The 20,555-nt window shown below is 37.3% G+C and carries 23 protein-coding genes and 1 pseudogene; 5 read left to right on the top strand and 19 right to left on the bottom strand.

Annotation, left to right across the window (positions count from 1 at the left end):
• Positions 1-301: 301 nt before the first annotated feature.
• The 13 genes and pseudogenes from TY49_RS01600 to ftsZ all read right to left on the bottom strand — a co-directional run.
• Positions 302-1,990 carry an NAD-dependent malic enzyme gene (locus TY49_RS01600; protein WP_041964141.1) on the bottom strand — a complete coding sequence of 563 codons (1,689 nt, stop codon included), beginning with the start codon at positions 1,988-1,990 and terminating at the stop codon, positions 302-304.
• Between the two features lie 515 nt (positions 1,991-2,505).
• Positions 2,506-2,907, bottom strand: a complete 402-nt coding sequence (locus TY49_RS01595; protein WP_041964140.1) for a DUF3139 domain-containing protein — start codon at positions 2,905-2,907, stop codon at positions 2,506-2,508.
• 92 nt (positions 2,908-2,999) lie between these two features.
• Entirely contained in the window at positions 3,000-3,467 is a 468-nt protein-coding gene (locus TY49_RS01590; RefSeq protein WP_041964139.1) for a GNAT family N-acetyltransferase, read from the bottom strand.
• Positions 3,468-3,598: 131 nt separating this feature from the next.
• Positions 3,599-4,069, bottom strand: a complete 471-nt coding sequence (locus TY49_RS01585; RefSeq protein WP_041964138.1) for a hypothetical protein — start codon at positions 4,067-4,069, stop codon at positions 3,599-3,601.
• 152 nt (positions 4,070-4,221) lie between these two features.
• A complete protein-coding gene (locus TY49_RS01580; protein ID WP_041964221.1) occupies positions 4,222-4,836 on the bottom strand; it encodes a DUF3885 domain-containing protein in 615 nt (204 codons plus the stop codon).
• A 161-nt stretch (positions 4,837-4,997) separates the two neighbouring features.
• A complete protein-coding gene (gene lepB, locus TY49_RS01575; protein WP_041964137.1) occupies positions 4,998-5,543 on the bottom strand; it encodes a signal peptidase I in 546 nt (181 codons plus the stop codon).
• Positions 5,544-5,693: 150 nt separating this feature from the next.
• The gene (locus tag TY49_RS01570; RefSeq protein WP_198135569.1) at positions 5,694-6,266 is read right to left on the bottom strand and encodes a CPBP family intramembrane glutamic endopeptidase; all 573 of its coding nucleotides are present in this window, start codon (positions 6,264-6,266) and stop codon (positions 5,694-5,696) included.
• A 170-nt stretch (positions 6,267-6,436) separates the two neighbouring features.
• Complete coding sequence (locus TY49_RS01565; RefSeq protein WP_041964135.1) at positions 6,437-6,808, bottom strand: DUF2185 domain-containing protein; 372 nt, start codon at positions 6,806-6,808, stop codon at positions 6,437-6,439.
• Between the two features lie 125 nt (positions 6,809-6,933).
• On the bottom strand, positions 6,934-7,320 hold the full coding sequence (locus TY49_RS01560; RefSeq protein WP_052442044.1) for a hypothetical protein: 387 nt from the start codon (positions 7,318-7,320) through the stop codon (positions 6,934-6,936).
• Between the two features lie 145 nt (positions 7,321-7,465).
• On the bottom strand, positions 7,466-7,828 hold the full coding sequence (locus TY49_RS01555; RefSeq protein WP_041964134.1) for a hypothetical protein: 363 nt from the start codon (positions 7,826-7,828) through the stop codon (positions 7,466-7,468).
• Positions 7,829-8,002: 174 nt separating this feature from the next.
• Positions 8,003-8,434: an NUDIX hydrolase gene (locus tag TY49_RS01550; protein ID WP_041964133.1), complete on the bottom strand. Its 432-nt coding sequence runs from the start codon at positions 8,432-8,434 to the stop codon at positions 8,003-8,005.
• A gap of 472 nt (positions 8,435-8,906) precedes the next feature.
• On the bottom strand, positions 8,907-9,455 hold the full coding sequence (locus TY49_RS01540) for a hypothetical protein (protein ID WP_041964131.1): 549 nt from the start codon (positions 9,453-9,455) through the stop codon (positions 8,907-8,909).
• A 508-nt stretch (positions 9,456-9,963) separates the two neighbouring features.
• Positions 9,964-10,927, bottom strand: a pseudogene (gene ftsZ / locus TY49_RS01535) (cell division protein FtsZ); the annotation flags it as partial.
• A 446-nt stretch (positions 10,928-11,373) separates the two neighbouring features.
• Here ftsZ and TY49_RS01530 point away from each other — a divergent pair.
• The 3 genes from TY49_RS01530 to TY49_RS01520 are packed head-to-tail and all read left to right on the top strand — an operon-like array spanning position 11,374 to position 13,043.
• Positions 11,374-11,847 (top strand): hypothetical protein, encoded by a 474-nt coding sequence (locus tag TY49_RS01530; RefSeq protein WP_041964129.1) that lies wholly within the window; start codon positions 11,374-11,376, stop codon positions 11,845-11,847.
• On the top strand, positions 11,844-12,335 hold the full coding sequence (locus tag TY49_RS01525) for a hypothetical protein (protein WP_041964128.1): 492 nt from the start codon (positions 11,844-11,846) through the stop codon (positions 12,333-12,335). Before TY49_RS01530 ends, TY49_RS01525 begins: the two co-directional genes overlap by 4 nt.
• Positions 12,336-12,386: 51 nt before the next feature.
• The gene (locus TY49_RS01520) at positions 12,387-13,043 is read left to right on the top strand and encodes a potassium channel family protein (protein ID WP_041964127.1); all 657 of its coding nucleotides are present in this window, start codon (positions 12,387-12,389) and stop codon (positions 13,041-13,043) included.
• Between the two features lie 30 nt (positions 13,044-13,073).
• Here TY49_RS01520 and TY49_RS01515 read toward each other — a convergent pair whose 3' ends face one another.
• Positions 13,074-13,322: a hypothetical protein gene (locus TY49_RS01515; protein ID WP_052442043.1), complete on the bottom strand. Its 249-nt coding sequence runs from the start codon at positions 13,320-13,322 to the stop codon at positions 13,074-13,076.
• A 42-nt stretch (positions 13,323-13,364) separates the two neighbouring features.
• Positions 13,365-13,787 carry a hypothetical protein gene (locus TY49_RS01510; protein ID WP_041964126.1) on the bottom strand — a complete coding sequence of 141 codons (423 nt, stop codon included), beginning with the start codon at positions 13,785-13,787 and terminating at the stop codon, positions 13,365-13,367.
• Positions 13,788-14,372: 585 nt separating this feature from the next.
• Between TY49_RS01510 and TY49_RS01505 the strand changes: the two genes are divergently transcribed.
• A complete protein-coding gene (locus TY49_RS01505; RefSeq protein WP_041964125.1) occupies positions 14,373-15,155 on the top strand; it encodes a hypothetical protein in 783 nt (260 codons plus the stop codon).
• Here TY49_RS01505 and TY49_RS01500 read toward each other — a convergent pair.
• A complete protein-coding gene (locus TY49_RS01500) occupies positions 15,135-15,725 on the bottom strand; it encodes a nucleotidyltransferase family protein (protein ID WP_041964124.1) in 591 nt (196 codons plus the stop codon). The two genes, TY49_RS01505 and TY49_RS01500, sit on opposite strands and share 21 nt — an antisense overlap.
• A 591-nt stretch (positions 15,726-16,316) precedes the next feature.
• On the opposite strand from TY49_RS01500, the gene TY49_RS01490 reads away from it, so the two are divergent.
• Entirely contained in the window at positions 16,317-17,315 is a 999-nt protein-coding gene (locus TY49_RS01490; protein WP_041964122.1) for a DUF3231 family protein, read from the top strand.
• Positions 17,316-17,520: 205 nt separating this feature from the next.
• Here TY49_RS01490 and TY49_RS01485 read toward each other — a convergent pair whose 3' ends face one another.
• The 3 genes from TY49_RS01485 to paiA all read right to left on the bottom strand — a co-directional run bounded on the left by TY49_RS01485 (position 17,521) and on the right by paiA (position 20,004).
• Positions 17,521-18,195, bottom strand: a complete 675-nt coding sequence (locus TY49_RS01485) for a class I SAM-dependent methyltransferase (protein WP_232310340.1) — start codon at positions 18,193-18,195, stop codon at positions 17,521-17,523.
• Positions 18,196-18,198: 3 nt separating this feature from the next.
• Positions 18,199-19,389: a DUF2812 domain-containing protein gene (locus TY49_RS01480; RefSeq protein WP_041964120.1), complete on the bottom strand. Its 1,191-nt coding sequence runs from the start codon at positions 19,387-19,389 to the stop codon at positions 18,199-18,201.
• Positions 19,390-19,482: 93 nt separating this feature from the next.
• Positions 19,483-20,004, bottom strand: coding sequence for a spermidine/spermine N(1)-acetyltransferase (gene paiA, locus TY49_RS01475; protein ID WP_041964119.1), 522 nt, complete (start codon positions 20,002-20,004; stop codon positions 19,483-19,485).
• Between the last annotated feature and the right edge of the window lie 551 nt (positions 20,005-20,555).

The following is a 20,555-nucleotide window of genomic DNA, read 5'->3' as shown; positions in this document are numbered from 1 at the left end:
AAGCGCCTCGTTCAGCCCCGACAAGCGCTGGAGGGCCGCCCAATGAAGTCGTTCTTTGACTTCAATGGGCGGATCGAAGCGACTCGAGGGGCTAGGCGCTGGAGCTGGATTAAGAAAACCACATGCAGTTATCCACACCTAAATAATTTTATAATTTCCTTAACAACAAAAAAGCCAATCATAAAGTGAATTGGCCTGATAGCAAACTAGAATTACCTTTTCACATAATCCACCAGCCACTTTTTTATAAAAGGTGTGTGGACCGAGGATTTGATTCACACACCTTTATTAATAACAGCGATTAAATGGTAATCCTTTTAATCTCTTTATACTCCGGCTTCCACATGGCCTCTGCCACTGCCTTTTCGTCATCAGTGATATCTGCCCTTGCGATTCCCTCAGTGATAGCAGCATCGATAACGGCCAACGCAACTTTTTCAGATACTTCCTGTAACTTGTCGATGTTTGGCAGGAGTGATGCGCCTGGCTGATCATTGCAGCACATATCAGCAACAGCGTCTGCAGCAGCAGTGAACATTCCTTTTGAAATAATTTCTGCTTTTGCCACGATGGCTCCGAGCCCTAGACCCGGGAAAATAAAGGCATTGTTAGCCTGGCCGATTTCATAGGAAACTCCGTTGTATTTTACATCCTCAAACGGACTGCCCGTTGCAACCAGGGATCGCCCTTCTGTCCATTGAATCAAATCAGCTGGGACTGCCTCTGCAAGTGATGTCGGATTGGACATCGGCATGATGATTGGGCGCTCAGTATGCGTCGCCATCTCTTTGATAACACTCTCTGAGAAGGCTCCGGCTTGTCCTGATGTACCGATCAGAATCGTCGGTTTCACCCTTTTGATCACTTCCATCAATGGAATGATGCCCTCGCCATTCCGATCCCAGCCTTCCACTTCATCAATTCCACGGACATATGGTTTTTGGAAGTTCAGGACATCTTGATGTTCCTCCGTCAAAAGGCCTCTGTAGTCAACTGCCCAGAACTGGTCATAAGCTTCATTCTTCGATAAACCTTCAGAAACCATGGCATCCACCATCTGATCAGCATTGCCAATTCCAGCAGCACCAGGCCCAAAGACAACAATCCGCTGATCCTTCAATGAACTCCCTGTCATCTTCAATGCAGACTTTAGAGCTGCAAGGGTGACAGCACCTGTTCCCTGGATATCATCATTAAAAGTGAGAATCTTCTCTCCATACCTCTCCATGATTTTCCGGGCATTTACATTGCCAAGGTCTTCCCAGTGCAGCAGGACATCAGGGTGAAATTTTCTTGCTGTTGAGACAAACGCATCAATGAACTCATCATAACGCTCTCCACGGACTCGCGGGAACTCGTTACCAATATAAAACGGATCGTCCGCAAGAGCCTTGTTGTTCGTTCCCACATCCAGCACCACCGGCAGAACCCGGCTCGGATTAATCCCTGCAGCAGCAGTGTAAACCGCAAGCTTACCAATCGAGATGTTGATGCCCCCAATTCCCTGGTCACCAATGCCAAGGATACTTTCCGAATCGGTGACGACAATCAAATCAATACCGTTTTTAGCATGTCCGAGGTTCTTAAAAGCCGTTTCAATCCCATCGTGGTCATCAATCGATAAATACAGTCCACCCGGCCGGCGGTAAACCTGCGAATATTGCTCGATCGCCTCTCCGACTGTTGGAGTATAAACAATAGGGAGCATTTCACTCAAATGGTCCTTTAGCAGACGGTAAAACAAAACAACATTGCGGTTATACAAGTCATAAAGGAGTCCATTTTTAAATAAATTGGTGGTCCTGATCGAATACTGCTCATAGACCCTGTTAACTTGCTCATCGAGCGTGAGCACCTGGGGTGGCAACAACCCTTCAAGTCCCAGCTCCTCCCGTTCTTTTTTGGTAAAAGCAGTACCCTTATTCAAAAAAGGATTCGACAAAAGCTCCTTTCCTCTTAACGTCGTCTGGATCACATTAGAATTCACCATCTATCTCCCCTCTTTCATGTGTAAGGTATGTTAATTATGTATACCCTTTTCACATGCTGATAAAAGTAGGAGAAGTGCTTACAGTTCAAACCTAACAAACCTGGAAGAACCATGAGTTTTTTATACATGCCCCCAGATTAGCTTCTTTTCTCAATGGCACTATGATATCCAACCTTCCTTTTAATTAAATTTAATACGTAAAAAATGCAGAATTAACGTAACAGGTTCAGTTATCAATTTGCGGACTAACTGACACTTCTGTAAGGGGCGAACCACAGTTCATTTTGACTAGCAATTTTGCTAGTAGAAATAATCTGGGGAATGAAAAAAACGCTTAACAGTAGCGTTAAGCGATTTTTATATAAAGATTGAGTCCATCTTTAACTAGAGCACCCGTTAGTTTAAGTGCATTGATTCACAATCCAGCTAATAAAATAAGCTCCGATAAATGAAACAAGGACCCAATTAAGGTCCTTATTTCTGAAAACACAGTAGTAAATTAGATAGTAAGCTCATCAGTCAGAACCTAAAATCAAATTCCCTTTAGAATCGAATTTAGACCAGCCATCTTCTAGACTTGGATAATGCATACCTTTTTCAATTGAACTCCCACCATTCATAGTGGGTGATTCAAATACAATAAGCAAAACGCTATTAGTATTTCTATCGTACTCGTATTCATATATCAGATTTGGTTCCTCAGCAAATTTATAAACAATCATCCATCTTCCTGTTTTAAAGTCCCTTGATGACCTTTTTTTGTATCCTTGCTCCAAATCTACTTCCTGAGCTTCCATATATGTATCGATTCTATCTTCTGCGATATTCTTATAACCAGGAAAATTCACATACCAAACAATAAAACAGACTAAAAAAATGACAATTGCACTAACCCCAACAAACACTTTTTTCTTCACAAGAATCACCCTTAGTGTAATATTACACTAATTGTAACATAAAGAGGGATTATGTACTACCAAAAAAATCCTTTTTTTATTATCCTGCCTCTTTAGTTCAACAACTTCCTTAAATCCATTCTTGTATAAGTTTTGTTATAAGTCGTACCATCATCATTATAAAAAATGGCTTTTTTCAAATATGGTTCTGAAATTGGTTCGTACCCGTGTTTGCCAATTAATTTTATCATTTTGGGATTTTCTAGTGGGTCAACACTCACAAATATCTCAGAATAACCCAAATCCTTTGCAAGTTTTTCTCTATACCTTATTAAACCTGAACCTATGCCATTACCTCGATAATCCTCTTTTACATAAAGGTCACTTAATTTAGGAAGAGTGATACCATGTAATTTAAGAACTCCAAAGCCAAATATAAGCGAATTTTGTTCAGCGATTGCTAAGTATGCTTCCTTTTTCGCATATTGCATTAAATATTTCGTAAATAAATCTTTATTGTTTCTAATTTTGCATAAACCAGATAAGTCTGTTTCATTAGCTAATCTTATAGAGTATTCCATTTAACTCCCCCTTGATCGCTTGCCCAACATTACTGCCCCGTTCGTTTAATAAGCAATTCAACAAAAAAGGACGTTAATCCTGCTGGATCAACGCACCACTTAGTTCAACAAGGAAAATTTATTTCCCCTCACTAATCCCAATAATTGAATATGACTTCGCCAATTCTTTTAGGCTGCCAATAAGCTACTTGTTCCAACTCAGCACTATTCAAATCATTATCGTTTTGTAAGATACCCTTTTTAGAACCAGGTTTTAATACTAAAGGTTCATTTAGTTCCTTTACACTCAAAACTTTATAAAGTGAACAAAACTGTTTTAGTTCGGGTACATCAATAAAATTTATCTTTCCAAACCTAACAACTGAAGCAAAAGCTAGATAAGGATAGTGTTCATTAAGTATTATATGAAAATGCTTATTAAAAACCTTAACTTCAGTGTCATAAAAATTCATTGGATATTGGGGTTCTTTAAACTCAAACAAATTACCTCCACTATTATTTACAATAGTAGCACACACCTGTTTAAATTGTTTTCCATCAACTTTAGGAGGCTTATTGTTCTTTGAACTATAAAACCCAGTTATACCATTATGAAGTTTCATATAATCTCCATTCAAAAATTTTGTCCTTTATTAAGAATATAATTCCCATGCATTCTTCCACTATCCTTCCCCGTTTGTTTAATAAGGAATTCAAAAAAACAGATGGATCAAGCCTTCCTGGAACAACACACTCGTTCAACAATGATTAATTATTATCTAAACACTTTATCTATTTCGTCCTTGTCGTAATCTAATATCCAATCATTGTATGTATTATAAATGTCTCGTATAGATTCAGGTGAGATAGCAAGCAAATCACATCCTCTATCATCGTACACATGAAAAATGGTTTTCCTTTTGATATTTAAAAAATATACCCTATGAAAAATACTTGGTTGGATTCCTAAATCCTGATTGCATACTGCTTTTAATAATGGTGTATCAGATACTTTGCATTCAAGGGTAAACCTATGTGTTTTATATTTTCCGTCTTCATCATCTTCTGGGAAAATATAAGGCATTTCTGTATACCTCAATTTATATAGGACTGATTTTTCATTGATATATGGAGAAAATATCCTCGCTTTCTGCTTGTAGGGTTTTCCATCTCCAAGATCTCTTACATCTACTACAACAAGAATTTTCTCGTCTTGTAAATGTAAGGATTCAAACAACGTGACAGCTCTCTTATAAACCCCTTGCACATAAGGACTATTTAAGTAATGATACTCTCTATCCCACTCTACTCCCAACTCGAACCGTATGCCGATTTTCCAGTTGTAAAACAAGGGTGGTCTAAGAATTAAGTTGGGGAAAAATTCATTCATATAGTCATTTAAAACCATTCTGTACCCCTATTTTTTCTTTAATTTTGCCATTCCTTCTTAAACTAAACTACTCCTAAAGTTCAATAAGGAATTCAAGAAAAAAGGTGGTTAATCCTTTCTGGATTAACGCACCCGGTGCCAACAATATACACAAGCAGTAATTAGTCATTCACGATATTAATTTCTTTTATTGGATAATAAACAAAATTTGTTGTACCAATGACCTTTTCCATTGGGATCGCCCCAATATCACGGCTGTCTTTGCTTTGCCGTCTGTTATCTCCCAATACAAACAAACTATCTTTAGGGACAGTACCACTACCAACAGCGGTCTCATTTAAAGTGAAAGAGTATGTTAAAGTTCCATCATTAAGTCTTTTCTTATATTTTTCTAAATAAGGTTCATTGTATGCCTTCCCATTTATATATAAGACATCATTTTTATATTCAATACTATCACCTGGGAGTCCGATTACACGTTTTATGTAATCCCTACCGTCTGGGGCGTGAAACACAACAATATCAAATCTTTTCGGTTCCCCAATTTTGGTTACAACCATACGTTCCTTGTCTTGGAGAGTAGGGTCCATTGAATGACCGTCAACAACAATGGGACTAAAGAAAAAAGTGCGAATAATAAATACTAAAACAATTGCAACCATAATGGACTTTACCCATTCAAACGTTTCACTTTTCTTCCTAATCAATACTTTCCCTCCCTTAATATGCTAAAAATTTATCCTTATTTTACCACAATTACTTGGATGTTTATTATTTTTCTTCAGCTATTCTGCTTCTTAATCTCAATAAGGGTTTCAATAAAAAAGTGGATAACCCCTCCTGGATCATCGCACCAGCTAGTAGAAGAGTGACACTAACAAATTATACAAAGAATGAATGATGATTACCGACCAAAGAGACTTACTTTTCTTATATATAAATCCAAATATAATACCCAATACAAAAACTGTTAATATGGAACTGAAAATATAAGGGAATTCAAACTGACCTTTATAAAACCAAATAGGAAAATGAATCGATACAAAGAGTAAAGCTGTAATTGCATTTGCTATCCAGAATCTAAAAGAATCCATAAGTTTTCTTAACAAAAAACCTCTAAAGACAATTTCCTCAGTTATTCCGACTAATAGAACAACATTGAGCCATTCGCGTAACTCTAGTTGAAAATCAATACTATTTTTTAAAAGTGTAATATTTAAAATCGAATAAAATAGCAAAACTAAGGATGCCCAACCTATCCATTTCAAACCATTTTTTACGTTATAAAGTAACCCTAAATAGGAAAACGGATTCCTTTTCTCCATAATTATAACTAATAAAATTACAGGAATGACCCAAATAATTATTTTTATAATGGCTGATGTTACAGCTCCTGGAACAGAATCTATCGAATCTAAATATAGATTCAACCATAATTCTCTGATACACCATAGGGTATAAAATGCTATGAAATATACCCAAATATAATTTTTATTCACTTTTAAATCTATTAGAAACTCCCCCATATCTTCTTCAATAATCCTGCCCCGTTAGCACAAAAAGAAAAAACTATATAAAATTGGCGAGACAATGATAGAGATTAATCCTGTGGTTCTTCCCAGTCTTCATCCAGAACCAGTTTTCCGTTTTCATCACGTATATATGCGGTGCCGGGTTGTGAATTCAGTAGTGGTATTATTTCTCTGTCGTAATTACAAATAGTATTAATTTGGTATACTGAATGGTTTTCGGGGTTTTCCATATATTCATCACTTTCATCGCCCGCCATAAATCTCCAACCACTATCTGGATTCCCGTTTTGGTATGGCTCTTCTCTATACATAAAGCCAATTTTACACCCATCAACGGTTATTCTGTCAGTAGCAATACATCCCTCATTAGAGTCAATTAGTCTTTCAATTTTGTCACTTGAGATAATGAATTTTTTACCTTTCTTTTTAAATCCAAACATTGATATGTAGCCCCCTTTTTTATTAGCACCACTTCTTCTTCGACTATCCTGCTCCGTTTGTTCAATAAGGACTTCAACAAATAAGGCCGTTAATCCATCTAGATCAACGCACCCGATAGTTTTGATTACCCTTCAACAATTGCTAGGTATTTCAAAATTTCTCCTTCTGATTCAACAATTAAAATATCTCCTCTTCCCTTGACTGAGAAAATCTTTGCACCAATTGGAAGTTTATTCGCCATTTCATCTTTGAAATCGGTGTTAGTATCATTTCTTGTTTTTATTTCACCGATTTGAACGTCTTTTATTAAAGACAATTCTTCAACCCAATCGATATTAGTTTTGTAGATTACTCCATCATATTGAAAGATATCAGCATGAGGGTCCAATGTTAAAACTTCTTCAGCATCAATATTATCGCTTGATACTCCCGTTGTTTCGCCTCCATTAGAGCAACCATTAATCGTAAATAATGCTAATGCAATTAAGACATAAAATAACTTTTGAAGCAACGTATTACCCCCTTTATTATATAGATGGTTATTCCTTTATCAAAAGCTCCTTCTTCAACAAAACTGCTTCGTTTGTTCAATAAGGAATTCAACAAAAAGAGCGTTAATCCTTTCTGGATAACACCCTATTAATACAAAAAGCTATTTACTCTATGGATAATCTTTTAGTTTCATTAACCAATGAAACTTTACCCAAAACTCCTATAACATCTATATCTAAAACATATGACGAATTTTCATAGTTACGATATTTCAGTTCTCTGTTCATTACAAATGCGCCTGGTGAATATCCTCCGCTCACAACTTGCATTGTAATTAGCTTGTTTTCCCCATCTTCAATAACTTTTAACTTAAATGCATCACAATTAGAATCTAAACAATTAACATCATAAGTCTGTTCCATCCACATTACAAAATCTGATTCATTTGGTTTTGTTATAAATAATGTTGTGCCAATAATCGCAATTACTCCAATTAAAGACAAGGTAATCACTTTTCTCTTTTTCATTAAACACTCTCCCTAAAAGCAGATATCAATTTATTTTTAATTTTTTCATACCTTTTAAATAATCCTGCTTTACACGGCGAACATTAATTAATCTTAATAAAATTAAAGAATCATTATTCAACTAAACTGCTTCTTTAGTTTAATAAGCAATACTGTTATTTCATTTACTTTCACCTAAAATTCTATATAAAATGGGTGTTTGCTATTATCAAGACAGTATTCAATTCTTTGCTTAAAGTTTCCCACGGTTACCATTTCTAATGCTTTCTCAATTGGATAGAACCCTACTTCTAAACTCTCTGATGAAGTTGTTAATTCTCCTCCGATTGGCTTAGCTAAAAACAACGTATTACATATTGATTTGTTCACATTCTGAAATATTCCACAGAATTTTAGAACTTCAATATCAATACCAGATTCCTCTTTAGTTTCTCTTACTGCTGCATCTTTCAAAGACTCACCTTCTTCAACTATTCCCCCTGGCATTTCCCATCCTCTACTAGGTCCCTTAATTAACAAAATTTCCTTTTGAACATTGATTACAATAGTTGCTGCTGAAACAAAATGTTTTGGTGGTGTGTAAATTTGTTGTGTACTATGTACCATAATAATCCCCCTTTTTCTTGTTATAGTTTTTTAACAAAACTGCTTCTTATGTTAAATAAGGATATTCTCAAAAAAAGGGTTTCCCCCTTCTGATCAAGGCACCCAATTAGTTCAAATGCTATAATGATTATTCAAGAATCTTGGTAGTGATCAAATGTGATGCTATTAGAGAAAGTAGTATACATACAGGTTCAAATTCGTCAAAAATCCCTTTAAATGAGATAGAATCAACAATAAAGTATATGGCTATTGTCAGAAATACCAAGGTGAAAAGATAAATTAGATTACGCTTAATTCCCAAAATAATTAATTGTTCTTTATTTAATCTTTCATTCAACATGATCACTCCTTTTTAATAAGCTTTTGTAACTATCCTACTTCGTTTGGTTAATAAGAAATTCTACAAAAGGTGGCAAACCCTTCCTGGATCAACTCAACCGATACCAGTAATATAAACTTTGCAAATACACTTCTATTCTAGTGGTTTTAGTAAGTCTCCAATTAATTCGTTTGAAATGTTTAATGCTTCTTTTCTACTTTTTGCTGGTCCAGATATTAAAAGCCCGGCTTCAGGATGCCAACTATAAGAAGCATTATCTCTTCCTGATTCAATGTGTTCATAAACAATAATGGATAGTTCACTAAAATCTTTGTTTATATAAAGAATGCCGTAGGAGGAATCCCCGAACAATAAAGAACCTCCGTTTTCAAGAAAAACAACTTCAACTTGTTTCTTATCAATTATTAAATTTGTCGGCACCTCTCCATTTATATCAATAGTTCCTTTAAATCGATCTTGGTTGAAAATTTTTCTATACAATTTACCTTTAATTGTTATTGTAACTTCTTTATTTATTTGATTGCTTTTACTTCCAACTCCATAAACAATTCCGTCAAATGCTTGATTGATTTCTTTTGGTACGGAATACCAAACTACAAAGCTAACTAAACCTACAATACATAGGAAGACTAAATATAACTTCTTCAGTTTTATTGGAATATACCCCCTAATCTTTACCAAGCTTTTTTTTCATGGCTTTTGATTTATTATCCGCTTTTTATAAAGACCTCATCATTCGTTTATATTCAACATTTACAGAGAATTTCCTTTATCGAGTAAAATGTACTGTTAATTTAAAATGAAATTCATCAAAAGTAATAATGGTTTTAAAAATGTCCTACAAATCAAAAAGGCCAAATCGCAAATGATTTGGCCTTTTGTTCCTTGGATTACCGCCTTCTGCTTCGCTTACGCAAGAACGATGGAGTATCAAGCGAGTCGTCTTGAAGCTGGGTACCCCGTTCGTAATTCCCAGGCTCTTCGTAGTCAGGTGACTGGCTGTAATTGCCCGATTGGTTGTAGTTACCGTATTGGCCATAACTGCCGGACTGGCTATTGTTTTGGCCTCGGCCGTAGTCCGCCGATTCTGCATGGGCAACAGGCTCTCGCCGTCTCGACTGAGACTGGTATTGCTCACGGGAATTGGCAATCATGCCTCCAGGTCGGCGAGATGTGTTCGACAGCGGAGCTTCCTCCTCATTAGGGTCGAAGCCGGTCGCAATCACGGTCACCATGATTTCTTTATCCAGATTTTCATCGATGACCGATCCAAAAATCATGTTAAGCTGGTCATCTGTTGCAGCCGCGACAATATCGGCTGCTTCCTGGACTTCATACAAACTGAGGTTCATGCCGCCCGTGATGTTCATCAGAACACCTTTCGCGCCATTAATGCTTGTTTCAAGTAATGGCGAGGAGATGGCCTTTTTGGCAGCTTCGACAGCACGGTCATCGCCTGAAGCTACACCAATGCCCATAAGAGCCGTTCCTTTGTTGGACATGATCGTTTTCACGTCAGCAAAGTCAAGGTTAATCATGCCTGGCACGGCGATCAAATCGGAAATGCCTTGGACACCCTGCCTTAGGACATTGTCCGCCTCACGGAAGGCTTCAATCATAGGTGTTTTCTTGTCGACGATCTCCAGCAATCGCTCGTTTGGAATGATGATTAATGTATTAACGGCTTTCTTCATCTCTTCAATTCCGGCTGCCGCATTTTGTGCCCGCTTGCGGCCTTCAAAAGTGAACGGACGAGTCACCACTCCAATTGTAAGTGCACCAAGTTCGCGTGCGATATGGGCAATTTCTGGCGCAGCTCCGGTCCCGGTTCCGCCGCCCATTCCGGCCGTTACGAACACCATGTCGGCACCTTGCAGGGCATCCTTGATCTGCTGCCTGCTTTCCTCGACAGCCTTTCTGCCGATTTCAGGTTTGGCACCAGCTCCAAGGCCCCTGGTCAGCGAACCGCCGATTTGCATCGTGACCTCCGCTTTTGACATGTTAAGAGCCTGCGCATCTGTATTTACGGCAATGAATTCCACTCCCTGCACGCCGTCCTCAATCATTCGGTTCACAGCATTATTTCCTCCGCCGCCAACCCCAATTACTTTTATAGTCGCAAATTGATCGATATTGTTTTCAAATTCTAGCATTTAAAGTCCCCCTAATTAGCTTCAGATCTTGCCCCCTATTTATCTCTATACCTATAACATTCGACACCGACTTGGATATCCTGTCTTTTCTAGCGATTTGTTAAAGAACTGTAATTTTAGAGTAAAAAAGTGTCATTCTTCATGGAAATGATGCAAAGGCTACTGTGCAGGGTTTTAGAGAAGTCAAGGAAATCACACGCTTGAACGACTTTTTTTAAAATCGGAGTTCCAATTTACTCTTTTACAAAAAGTTATATATAGAGTATCAGACTAGAAGTTAGCCGTTTTTCTTAAAAAAATTGATAAAGGGAAACATATCTTGATTATTTTTGGTAACAATAAGTCAATATGGCATTTATCGTTTTTCTACTGAAGATTCCCTCAACAATCACGAAAAGGGCTTTTAGCCCAACGATGAGGGAATAGGCAAATAAGGAGATTATTATATGATATTGTTCATTTATCTCTTATTAAACGGAATCGCTTTACTTTATTTCATTAAGAAAAAGAAAAATCTCCACATTCTAGAGCTCACGCCTTATTGGTTTCTTGCTTCTTACATCGCTCAGAATTACTCTGCACTATGTTATATGAATTTTAAAACTCTGCACATCCCTGAACATTTACCTCTTGAAATGTCGCATTTTTTTAGTCGAATCAACCTCTATCCAGTGATTATGGTTTTATTTTTGGATTATTATCTGGTCACGGATACATGGTACAAAAAGGGCTTTTTAATGATTTTGTTTGTAGCTTTATTAACAAGCGTAGAATGGCTGAACCATTATTTGGGTGTATTGATTCATGTGAATTGGCAGTTTTGGTGGTCACCTTCCGTTTGGTTTGGGGCTCTCATATTGCTGATTGGCTTTATGAAGGGATACCGCATTTTACTTTTTAAAGGAGGACCTTACAAATGAATGTAAAATACGATTGGAACGAATGGTTCTTTCTGATCTCTTCCGTTGCAGCATTATTAGCATTCTGGCCCATCCGAAAATACTTCCGGCCAGTGATCGTCCTTCTTATCTGGATGTATAATATTTTTCTCGTTTCATCGATTGACTACTTTTTAATCGCAACCCCTTTTAAGGCCTACTATTTTGGTGATAATCCTACATACGAACTTTCTGGTGCACTATTTCATTTATTCATGTATCCTTGTGCTTCTTTAGTATTTCTTTATTTTTACGACAAGTTCGAAATATACGGTAAAAAAATGGTTATGTATATTTTAGGATGGACAGGATTTTCAGTATTATATGAATGGATTTGTGTGAAAAATAACGCCTTAATTTATACAGGCTGGAAGCTCCTATATTCTATCCCCGTTTATCCAGCAGCAGCCATCCTATTAATCATTTTCTTTCATTTTATTAAAAATAAATATCAGGAATTGGCATACTAAAAAGGTACACGGTGAATAGTATCTTCTTTCATAATCAGGGGGAATCGCATATTGAAAAAGTTATTTGCTGTGATAGGTCTTGGGCGTTTTGGCGGAAGTCTTGTTGAGGAGTTTCATCATCTTGGTTTCGAAGTTCTGGCTGTGGATGTGAATGAAGAACGAGTGAACCGCTTTAGCGAATTGGCAACCCATGCAGTTGTGGCCAATGCCATTAACGAAAATAATCTTAAAGAATTAGGCTTAAAAAATGTAGACATTGCGATTGTATCCTTCGGTGGTAATATTGAGGCTAGTATCCTCGCAACATTGCTGCTAAAGGAATTGGGTGTCAAACAAGTTTGGGTAAAAGCATTAAGTGAGAATCACCAGAAAGTATTAGAGAAAATCGGAGCCGATCGTGTTATTCACCCTGAAAGGGAAATGGCCAAGAGAATCGCCCACCATGTTACTTCCGATAAGATTGTTGATTTTATTGAGCTTTCCAAGAACCACAGCATTGCAGAAATAATCTCTACAAAAAAGGTAACGGACAAAACATTAAACGAGCTGAATGTCAGGTCCAAATACGGCTGTACGATCATCGGAATCCAGCGAGGAGAAGAATTTATTGTTTCCCCTTCAATTGAAGAAGTCATTTGCCCCAATGATATTCTCATCGTGTTAGGTCATAATAATGAAATTCATGCATTCGAAGAAAAAGGAGTCTAATTTTGAATAGCTTGAATAAGAGGACAAAGGTTACTTTATTTCAAACATTTCGAGATAAAACGGGATAAATACCACATCTTTACGGCCGTCGAGTTGATTGTAATCAATTACCTTATAACCCAGCCCCAAGTAAACTTTTGTTCCTCCGTCTTTATAGGTATCTACTTGAATAGAGAAATTAGGGGGTCTGTCCTCCTTAGTCAAATAGTAGTCTCTTCCAATCATAATTAATGTGGCAATTACCAAAACAGTGCGCATAAAAACTTTTTTATTTTTCATCTACACCACCTCTCCCCTTCCTCAACTCTACTCCTACCTATTTTACCGGTTATTATCATCATTAGAATTTTCACGGACCAACTCCTCTATATAATTAAAGTCAATTGGCTGGTCTACTGAAGTATAGAAAAATCCTTTATACCTTATTGTGTCTTTTGAGTTTATGATAAGTTCCTTAATTTCTTTTCCTTTATCATTAAAAATAGAAGTGTTAAAACGATACCCCAAATAGCCGATTGAAGATTTCCCTTTTTGGAATGTTATTTCATTCAGGTTAGTGATGATATGATTAATTTTATTTTCATCAGTGATATCAATGCTATAACCAGTACTTCCATCAAAGACAGTGATCTTTGAAACGGTAGCAGGGTCTATGTTCAGGACTTTATGAGGTATATAAGTCCCTGTATAAAGCAAAATCAACATTAATGGAATAAGAATGAATATCCATATCCTTCTTTTCACTCATAAACCCCCACTATAAAACATTTTTCCGTGCGTTTATTTTATAAAATAATTCCACTAAAAGAACAAGATTTCCTGCAACCATATTTTTATCTTAAGGAAATGAACAAAGTGTTTTCGAAATAAGTCATATAACCTGTGAGTTATTATACAAATCTTCTGGCAAGTGGTCTTATAAATCTATATTTTTAATACATAGTTTATAAAAAAACAAAAGTGGTAGTTTCACCCTCACCCAGCTTTAACGTCGCCACTATAAAAAAGCTAATAATCAGTAGCATGAGTCATGACCTCCCCTTTCAAAAAGGTACGTGACTAAAACAATCCTAGAAAAAGCACAGGGTTCACCGTCCCTGCGCTTCTCTTATAACTGTTTATACTCTTTCAACTTCCCACGCAGCACTTCTCAACTGCTTCATCAACTGCTCATACTCTTCATAGTCTATTTCATCCTTCAATTTTAAGTACAGCAGCTTCACGCGACCTTTTTAAATCTGTCACAAATCCGTCACAAAAATCACCTTCCCTACCTGTCCCTTTTAATTGCCTCGCTGTATATAGACAGTGAAAGGGCGGTGCAAAATAATGACAATTAAATCAGGGGTCATTGAAGGATTTGAAGGGTATTCGCAGTTCGTTTCGCTGGAGGAGTTCAATCGTCATTTGGAAATGTGGCTTGCTGTCCATAAGCATGATTTTTCGAAGGGAGAATTGGTTGGTTTGAAGAGGCTGGCCCGCTTTGCTGCTAAAATTCCAGGTGTCAGCAACGCTAAAATCGGAACGGTGTTGAAAGCTATCCATGAGGAATACAACGAACTCGGCATTTCCCGTTCCACTTTTAAACGAATGATCATTAAAGCCAGCAATCTTGGTATCTTCACCGTACATGAAACAGAACGTAAAAACGGTTCACAATCCAGCAATCTATATGTATTCAATCGTTTTCCTAACAATGAACCACCGAAAAAGGAAAAAATGAACCACCAAAATAAAACTATTATTCCTTCTGAAACTAAAACTATAAAGAATAATAAACGTGAAGAAACAGCATTTCACAAGGCACCAGAAGATCATCTTTTCGTCAGTGACAGAATTCCAAAACCATTTGTCGATCTGGCAAAATACTTTTTCCCAAGCGCAAAGGCCATCGAGGAATTTTGGAAAATGACAACGATCGCTGCTTATAAAAATAACCAGGAAAACGAGGCAGAAACCATTCTGTCCGTCTCCCTGGATTCTTTTAAGCAGCTAATTAGAAAAATGAAGACCAAGGTGACAGTTAAAAATCCGCTTGCCTACTATACCGGCATTCTGAACAAGAAATTCCAGGAACTATACTTTGGGGAGCTATTTGAAATGGGGTTTTAACACTTTGACATGATGGACATTGATCTTATGCCAAATCGCTTTCCAGTTCTTTTTAACAATCCGCTCCTCATAAATCGCAGCACGTTCTTTTGTTTCTGTAAAAAAAGGAGTCGGTTTCACTTCAAGATTAAGGACATCTTCGATCCCGCTAGGAGCGATCAGAACCAAATTATTCTCCTTGTCCAGCTTTACACCGAGAGCCGTAGCTCTTTCCGGAAACTTCGAGATCGCATCTATACAAGAACTATAGGGCGGAATCTGATTGACAACATGCATCCTTGCTTGATTTTTAACAGACCAGGGTACATCAGGCAAGATCCTTCTCAACTTTTTTTCTAAGAGCTTTTCTACATTCTCATCAATGTTTGTTGGATCAAAATAAATAACATCCACATCCTGGGTCAGCGTTCGCTCTTTAAATTCGTGCAGTTCATCCCAAACTTTCGAGCGGACAAACCCTGCACAAATCCACCAGTCAGGCAAACTCAGTGTGCTGGCAGCTTGGATAATTTCCATCATTGTGTCGTCGCTTTGAATTAAGCGTATTACATCATTTTTGCTTTTCAACATACAACCTCCCATTAACCGAACGTATATTCTTATTGTAACACAATGAGTTGCTAAGGGAATATTTTCCTTTAAATATGTCGTAAGTGCCATCCCTATTGTAAAATAAAAGAAAAATAGATTAGTTCGCCGGAGGCCATATGAAAAAAGTTATTTTGGTAATGTTATTTTGGGGTATGATCATTTTCTCCGTTATAGCGCAAGTATCAGACAAATTCATTAATTGGCTGAGTCCAAATGCGCTTTCTCTTATTGATGAAAGAATGACATACACATTTGTTCCCATGATGATGAATTTCTTTGTTTTATTTTTAATGTGGAAAATAAGAATTCAAAAGTCCTGGTTTCTCTTTTTCTTCATTGTTAATGTGTTCTTATTCTTATTCTATATTTATTACCAATACGGGGATTGGGGTCTTGGGAGAGTCAGATAAGCGCTAACATGCCCCCTTTTACAAATCAAAAGCGCTAATAACAGATATCAAGTTAACACAGTTCATTTACATATGATTAATAGGTAAACAATTAATAAAATGGCATAAAATCACAAGTTAATCACATCCTAAAATCAAAAGATATTAGGGAGGATTACCTGTGCCAGAGAAAGCTTCCATTACTTCTTCCGAATTAGCCACTTTATGGCTTACCTATCAGGAAAAAACAATGATTTTACGAATACTGGAATACTTTATAGACAAAGCTGATGATGAAAAAGCCAGGGAAATTATGACAAGTTTGTATAGACAACTTGAGGTATATGTAGGCAAAATCGTAGAAATCTTTGAGCAAGAATGTGCTGTCATTCCAGTCGGATATACACCAGAAGATGTAAATAAACATGTCCCTAAGTTATTCGACAATGGCTTTGATATTATGTTTGTCCGTTTAATAAAAGAAATCAGTATGGGAATGCATGCATTGAATTTAACGATGACGTTTCGTGAGGATATCAATATCCTTATGGCAGACCTTACCGCTCTCAGCCAGAAGTATTACAGGATCTGCACGCAATATTTACTTGAAAAAGGGCTGCTTGTAAGAACTCCTTACGTACCGATGCCAAAGACCGTCGAATTTGTAAAGAATTATGATTACTTTGGCGGGCTACCCATCAATCCATTTAACCAGAAGAGGACCTTAAACACACTCGAGGTGGCCCATATTCAAAAAGGAATCGAAGCAAATCTTACAGGTTTGCAGATGATCTTAGGGTTTGCCCAGTGCGCCAATGATAGCGAGGTTAAGAAATTCTTTCATGAGGGTGCAGAGCTTGCAAAAGGGATTGTCAAAGAATTAAGTGAGTTAATGATCCAGGAAAGTCTTCCTGCCCCACAATCATCGGGAGGAAATGCAACTCAATCCACAGTCGCTCCATTTTCGGATAAATTAATGATGTATTGTACAAGTCTTTTCTGCAGTTTTTCCCTGGGAAGCACCTCACTCGGAACTGCTTTTAGCTTACGGAATGACCTGCCTGTAAAAATGACCATCTTTACGAAGGATGTTTTTGAATATGCTCATAAAGGTGCCAAAATCATGGTTAAAAACGGATGGATGGAAGAGCCACCGCAAATGGTAAATCACAAACAATAGAAAGCGCACGGTGGCACTAAATAGTTCGGTTGTGAAGTGGAAAATCCAAATTCAAAAGAGAAATAGCAGGTACTTTTATACAATTCAATCCCATAGAAAAACGCAGAGGTTTTTCAATCTCTGCGTTCTTCAAGTATTTTAATGACTTGTTCTTCAACAAACGCTTCCCAATAGAGGTACAGAAGAAGACTGGAAGGTTAATTTATTATTGCTTAGTTCCCCTAACCGCAACGGTATGATACCCCCTTGAATCTGGACCTTTGATTAAAGCAACGTCAGTAAATCCTGCATTCTTCATATACGGAATAACTTGATTTTCAGTAATGCCTCTTATGCCTTCCCAAGTTTCATCTTCTTTCCCGTCAGAAAAAGTAAGTATGACAACTCCGTCTGGCTTTAGAACCCTGAAAATTTCCGATAAAGTCGTATCTATATCAGTCCAAAAATAAATGGTTTGGATACTGAAGACCGTGTTGAAATATTCATGATCAAAGGGCAATTTATTGAGATTTGCTTGCACTAGTTTTGCTCTCTTTTCCCTTATTGCCTTTTTGTTTCTGAATTGTGCTGATACAATAATTGTTGGAGAAATGTCCAAACCGACTATTTCTTGAGTTAAATCCTTTTCTAAAATTAATTTAATGGCATAACCGGCCCCACAGCCCAACTCTAAAATCCTGTCTCCTTTTTGAACATCCATTAACTCTAATGTCCAGTTTGTTTCAGTCTTGTGCTGCCTTACCATTTTTTCACCAATATATGTACCTATTATTCCTTTTGGCATTTCATAATGTCGATCGATAAATTCTCTAGTTTTTTTAAGGAAGTCCATACATATCTCCTGTTTGAATTGTGTTATATATTTTAATTCGACAATCATGATTTACTCTTTATTCATCTTCTCAACCACATTATCAAGGACTGTATTTACATCCGCATAACCAAAATAATGTACATACATGACTTCTTTTCCCCTTGTAGCAAATACTTGCTTCAGCTCCTTTTCTTCACGGACAATCAAAAGATCGAGGTCGGGGTGCTTCTTTTCTACAAAATCACCCTGGTTGGTTTCAAAACTGTAGCGCTTGATCAAATCCGTAATCAAATGTTCTGCCATGTCAGGGAACCGGAGTTGATAATATTGTGTATGTATAGACGGTGAATACTCCCCGCTGCCATCTCCCCATAATTTATCCCGAACCAGCCCGTGTTCATCAGCTTCATATTGTACAGGTGCCAGAAGGCTCCAGGCAAATGAATATCGATTACTCCAATCCACACCATCCCCTAAATATGTAGGTTTTGGTCGCTCTAATTTAGGTTCCCTCTCAACATCTGCCAGTCTGACAATCGGCAAATTCACGTCTTTTTCCGGCAATGTTTTCGTATCCATTTTCATTAGGTGTACAAATGGAATAATAGCACTTAATCCAATCACCACCGTAAAAAGAAAAGTAATAGCTCTATGGAATGTATGTCTCTTTTTCCACGGAGAATGGTGGTCAATTGGTATACCTTCAGCTAATCTTTTGCGCAAATCACGAATGGAAAAAGCAGCTTGTACTGAAGCATAAGCGATATAACAGATGTAAATAGCCAAAAGCGTTTGATGGACCATGATTCCCTCCACCATTACCAACGTTGGTGTCCCGTCCAGGAACAAGCTAGAAGCTAACATACCAATCATGAGAAGCAGGCCAAAAACGATGACAGCAGCATTAAATACCAATTGTTTATCCAGTTCCTTCAAGGAATACGATTGCTCTGAAGGGTCAGTGTATAGCTCCGGCGCATTCAGCTCAGCAGGTGATGAAAACGCATGAAAAGAACCATAGCTGGTGACAAAATCCCAGCCTTTATCGCCATACATATCAACTTGCTCAGCCGATATCTCTTTACTGATCGACACCACTACCCTGTACCTCATGTTTTTCGGGTCTGCTTTTTCAAACTTGACAAACTGTCTCCCCAACTTTTTCAGAAAGAGCCCCTCAGCCGCCATATCTGACAACCAGCTTTCAAGCTCCCCGATTCTCCAATAATCACTAGGACTGAGTTTGTATACTGTTTTCATTCCCCGTCCCCCTCATCTAGTATCACACGATTTTAAGCAAAGCTTTTAACCGACCACATTCTAAAAACATCTATTCTGCCTATTGTTCGGTTATTACTTATGAATATCAAGAGCCATGATAATGTCGATTTGCTCCTCATCGCCCATATAGAAGGAATGAGATCCAACCTCTACAAAACCCATTCTCTTATAAAAAGCAATCGCATTTTCGTTCTTCTCCCAAACACCCAGCCAGATTTTAGTTTTAGTATGGAACTTCGCAATCTCCACCGCTTTATTCAGCATATATCTGCCAAGCCCATGTTTTTGAAAATCGCTTTTAATATAAATCCTTTCAACTTCAAGCGCTTCACTTCCCATATCCTCAGACTGCGCCTCATTAATATTAAGCTTTAAATACCCGGCTAGCTTATTGTTAAAATACACAAAGAAAAACTCAGAAGAAGCGTTGCTCAATTCTTCTTTCAATTGTTTTAAGTTAAATGCTTTATCCAGATAGGCCTTCATATTCTCGGGAGAGTTCTGTTCCTTGAATGTCTCATCAAAAGTTACATAACTAATTTCCTGCAGTGTGAGTAAATCATCAAGAGTGCATTTGGTTATTCTGATTGTCATGTTTCCACTGCCCCATTCATATAAGCGCAGTGACGTTAACTGCGCTTCCAGTTATTGAATTTATAAAAAAGAAATATAGAGGTTTCTTCAAACTTAGTCCTCCATCACCAACGGTGCATCCTATAATAATTCCATTCTTCAAGAAATGCCACGGGGAATCATGTATAGGAATATTAGAACAGAATTAAGAATAATACAGAGAGTGGTAGCAATGATGAGAAACCACCTAATACCTCTAACTGTAGACCTCACACCAAAAACTAAAATGAGGACAAATCCTATTTCTATTGAAACATAAATGAAAGTCCATATATCCCAGAAAGGAAACATTCGAAAAATCGGATAGAAAACCACCGCTGAGATTGCCAATAGCAATGTCAATATAATTAGTAATAGATCCGTTGTGCGGTCCTGCCCTTCATTTTGCACCAACAATCTCACCTCATATTAGTAACATGATTGGGCCCATTGGACAAAAGCATCTCTACTTACAGTTATGTAAATCCCAACTTCATTGGCAGCACAAGAAAGCTCTTTGGCCTATGAATTTT

It is taken from the genome of Mesobacillus selenatarsenatis SF-1 (genome assembly GCF_000813125.1).
GTDB lineage: Bacteria > Bacillota > Bacilli > Bacillales > Cytobacillaceae > Mesobacillus > Mesobacillus selenatarsenatis.
Note: the sequence above shows the minus strand (reverse complement) of the source record. Positions and strands in the feature narration are given on the sequence as shown.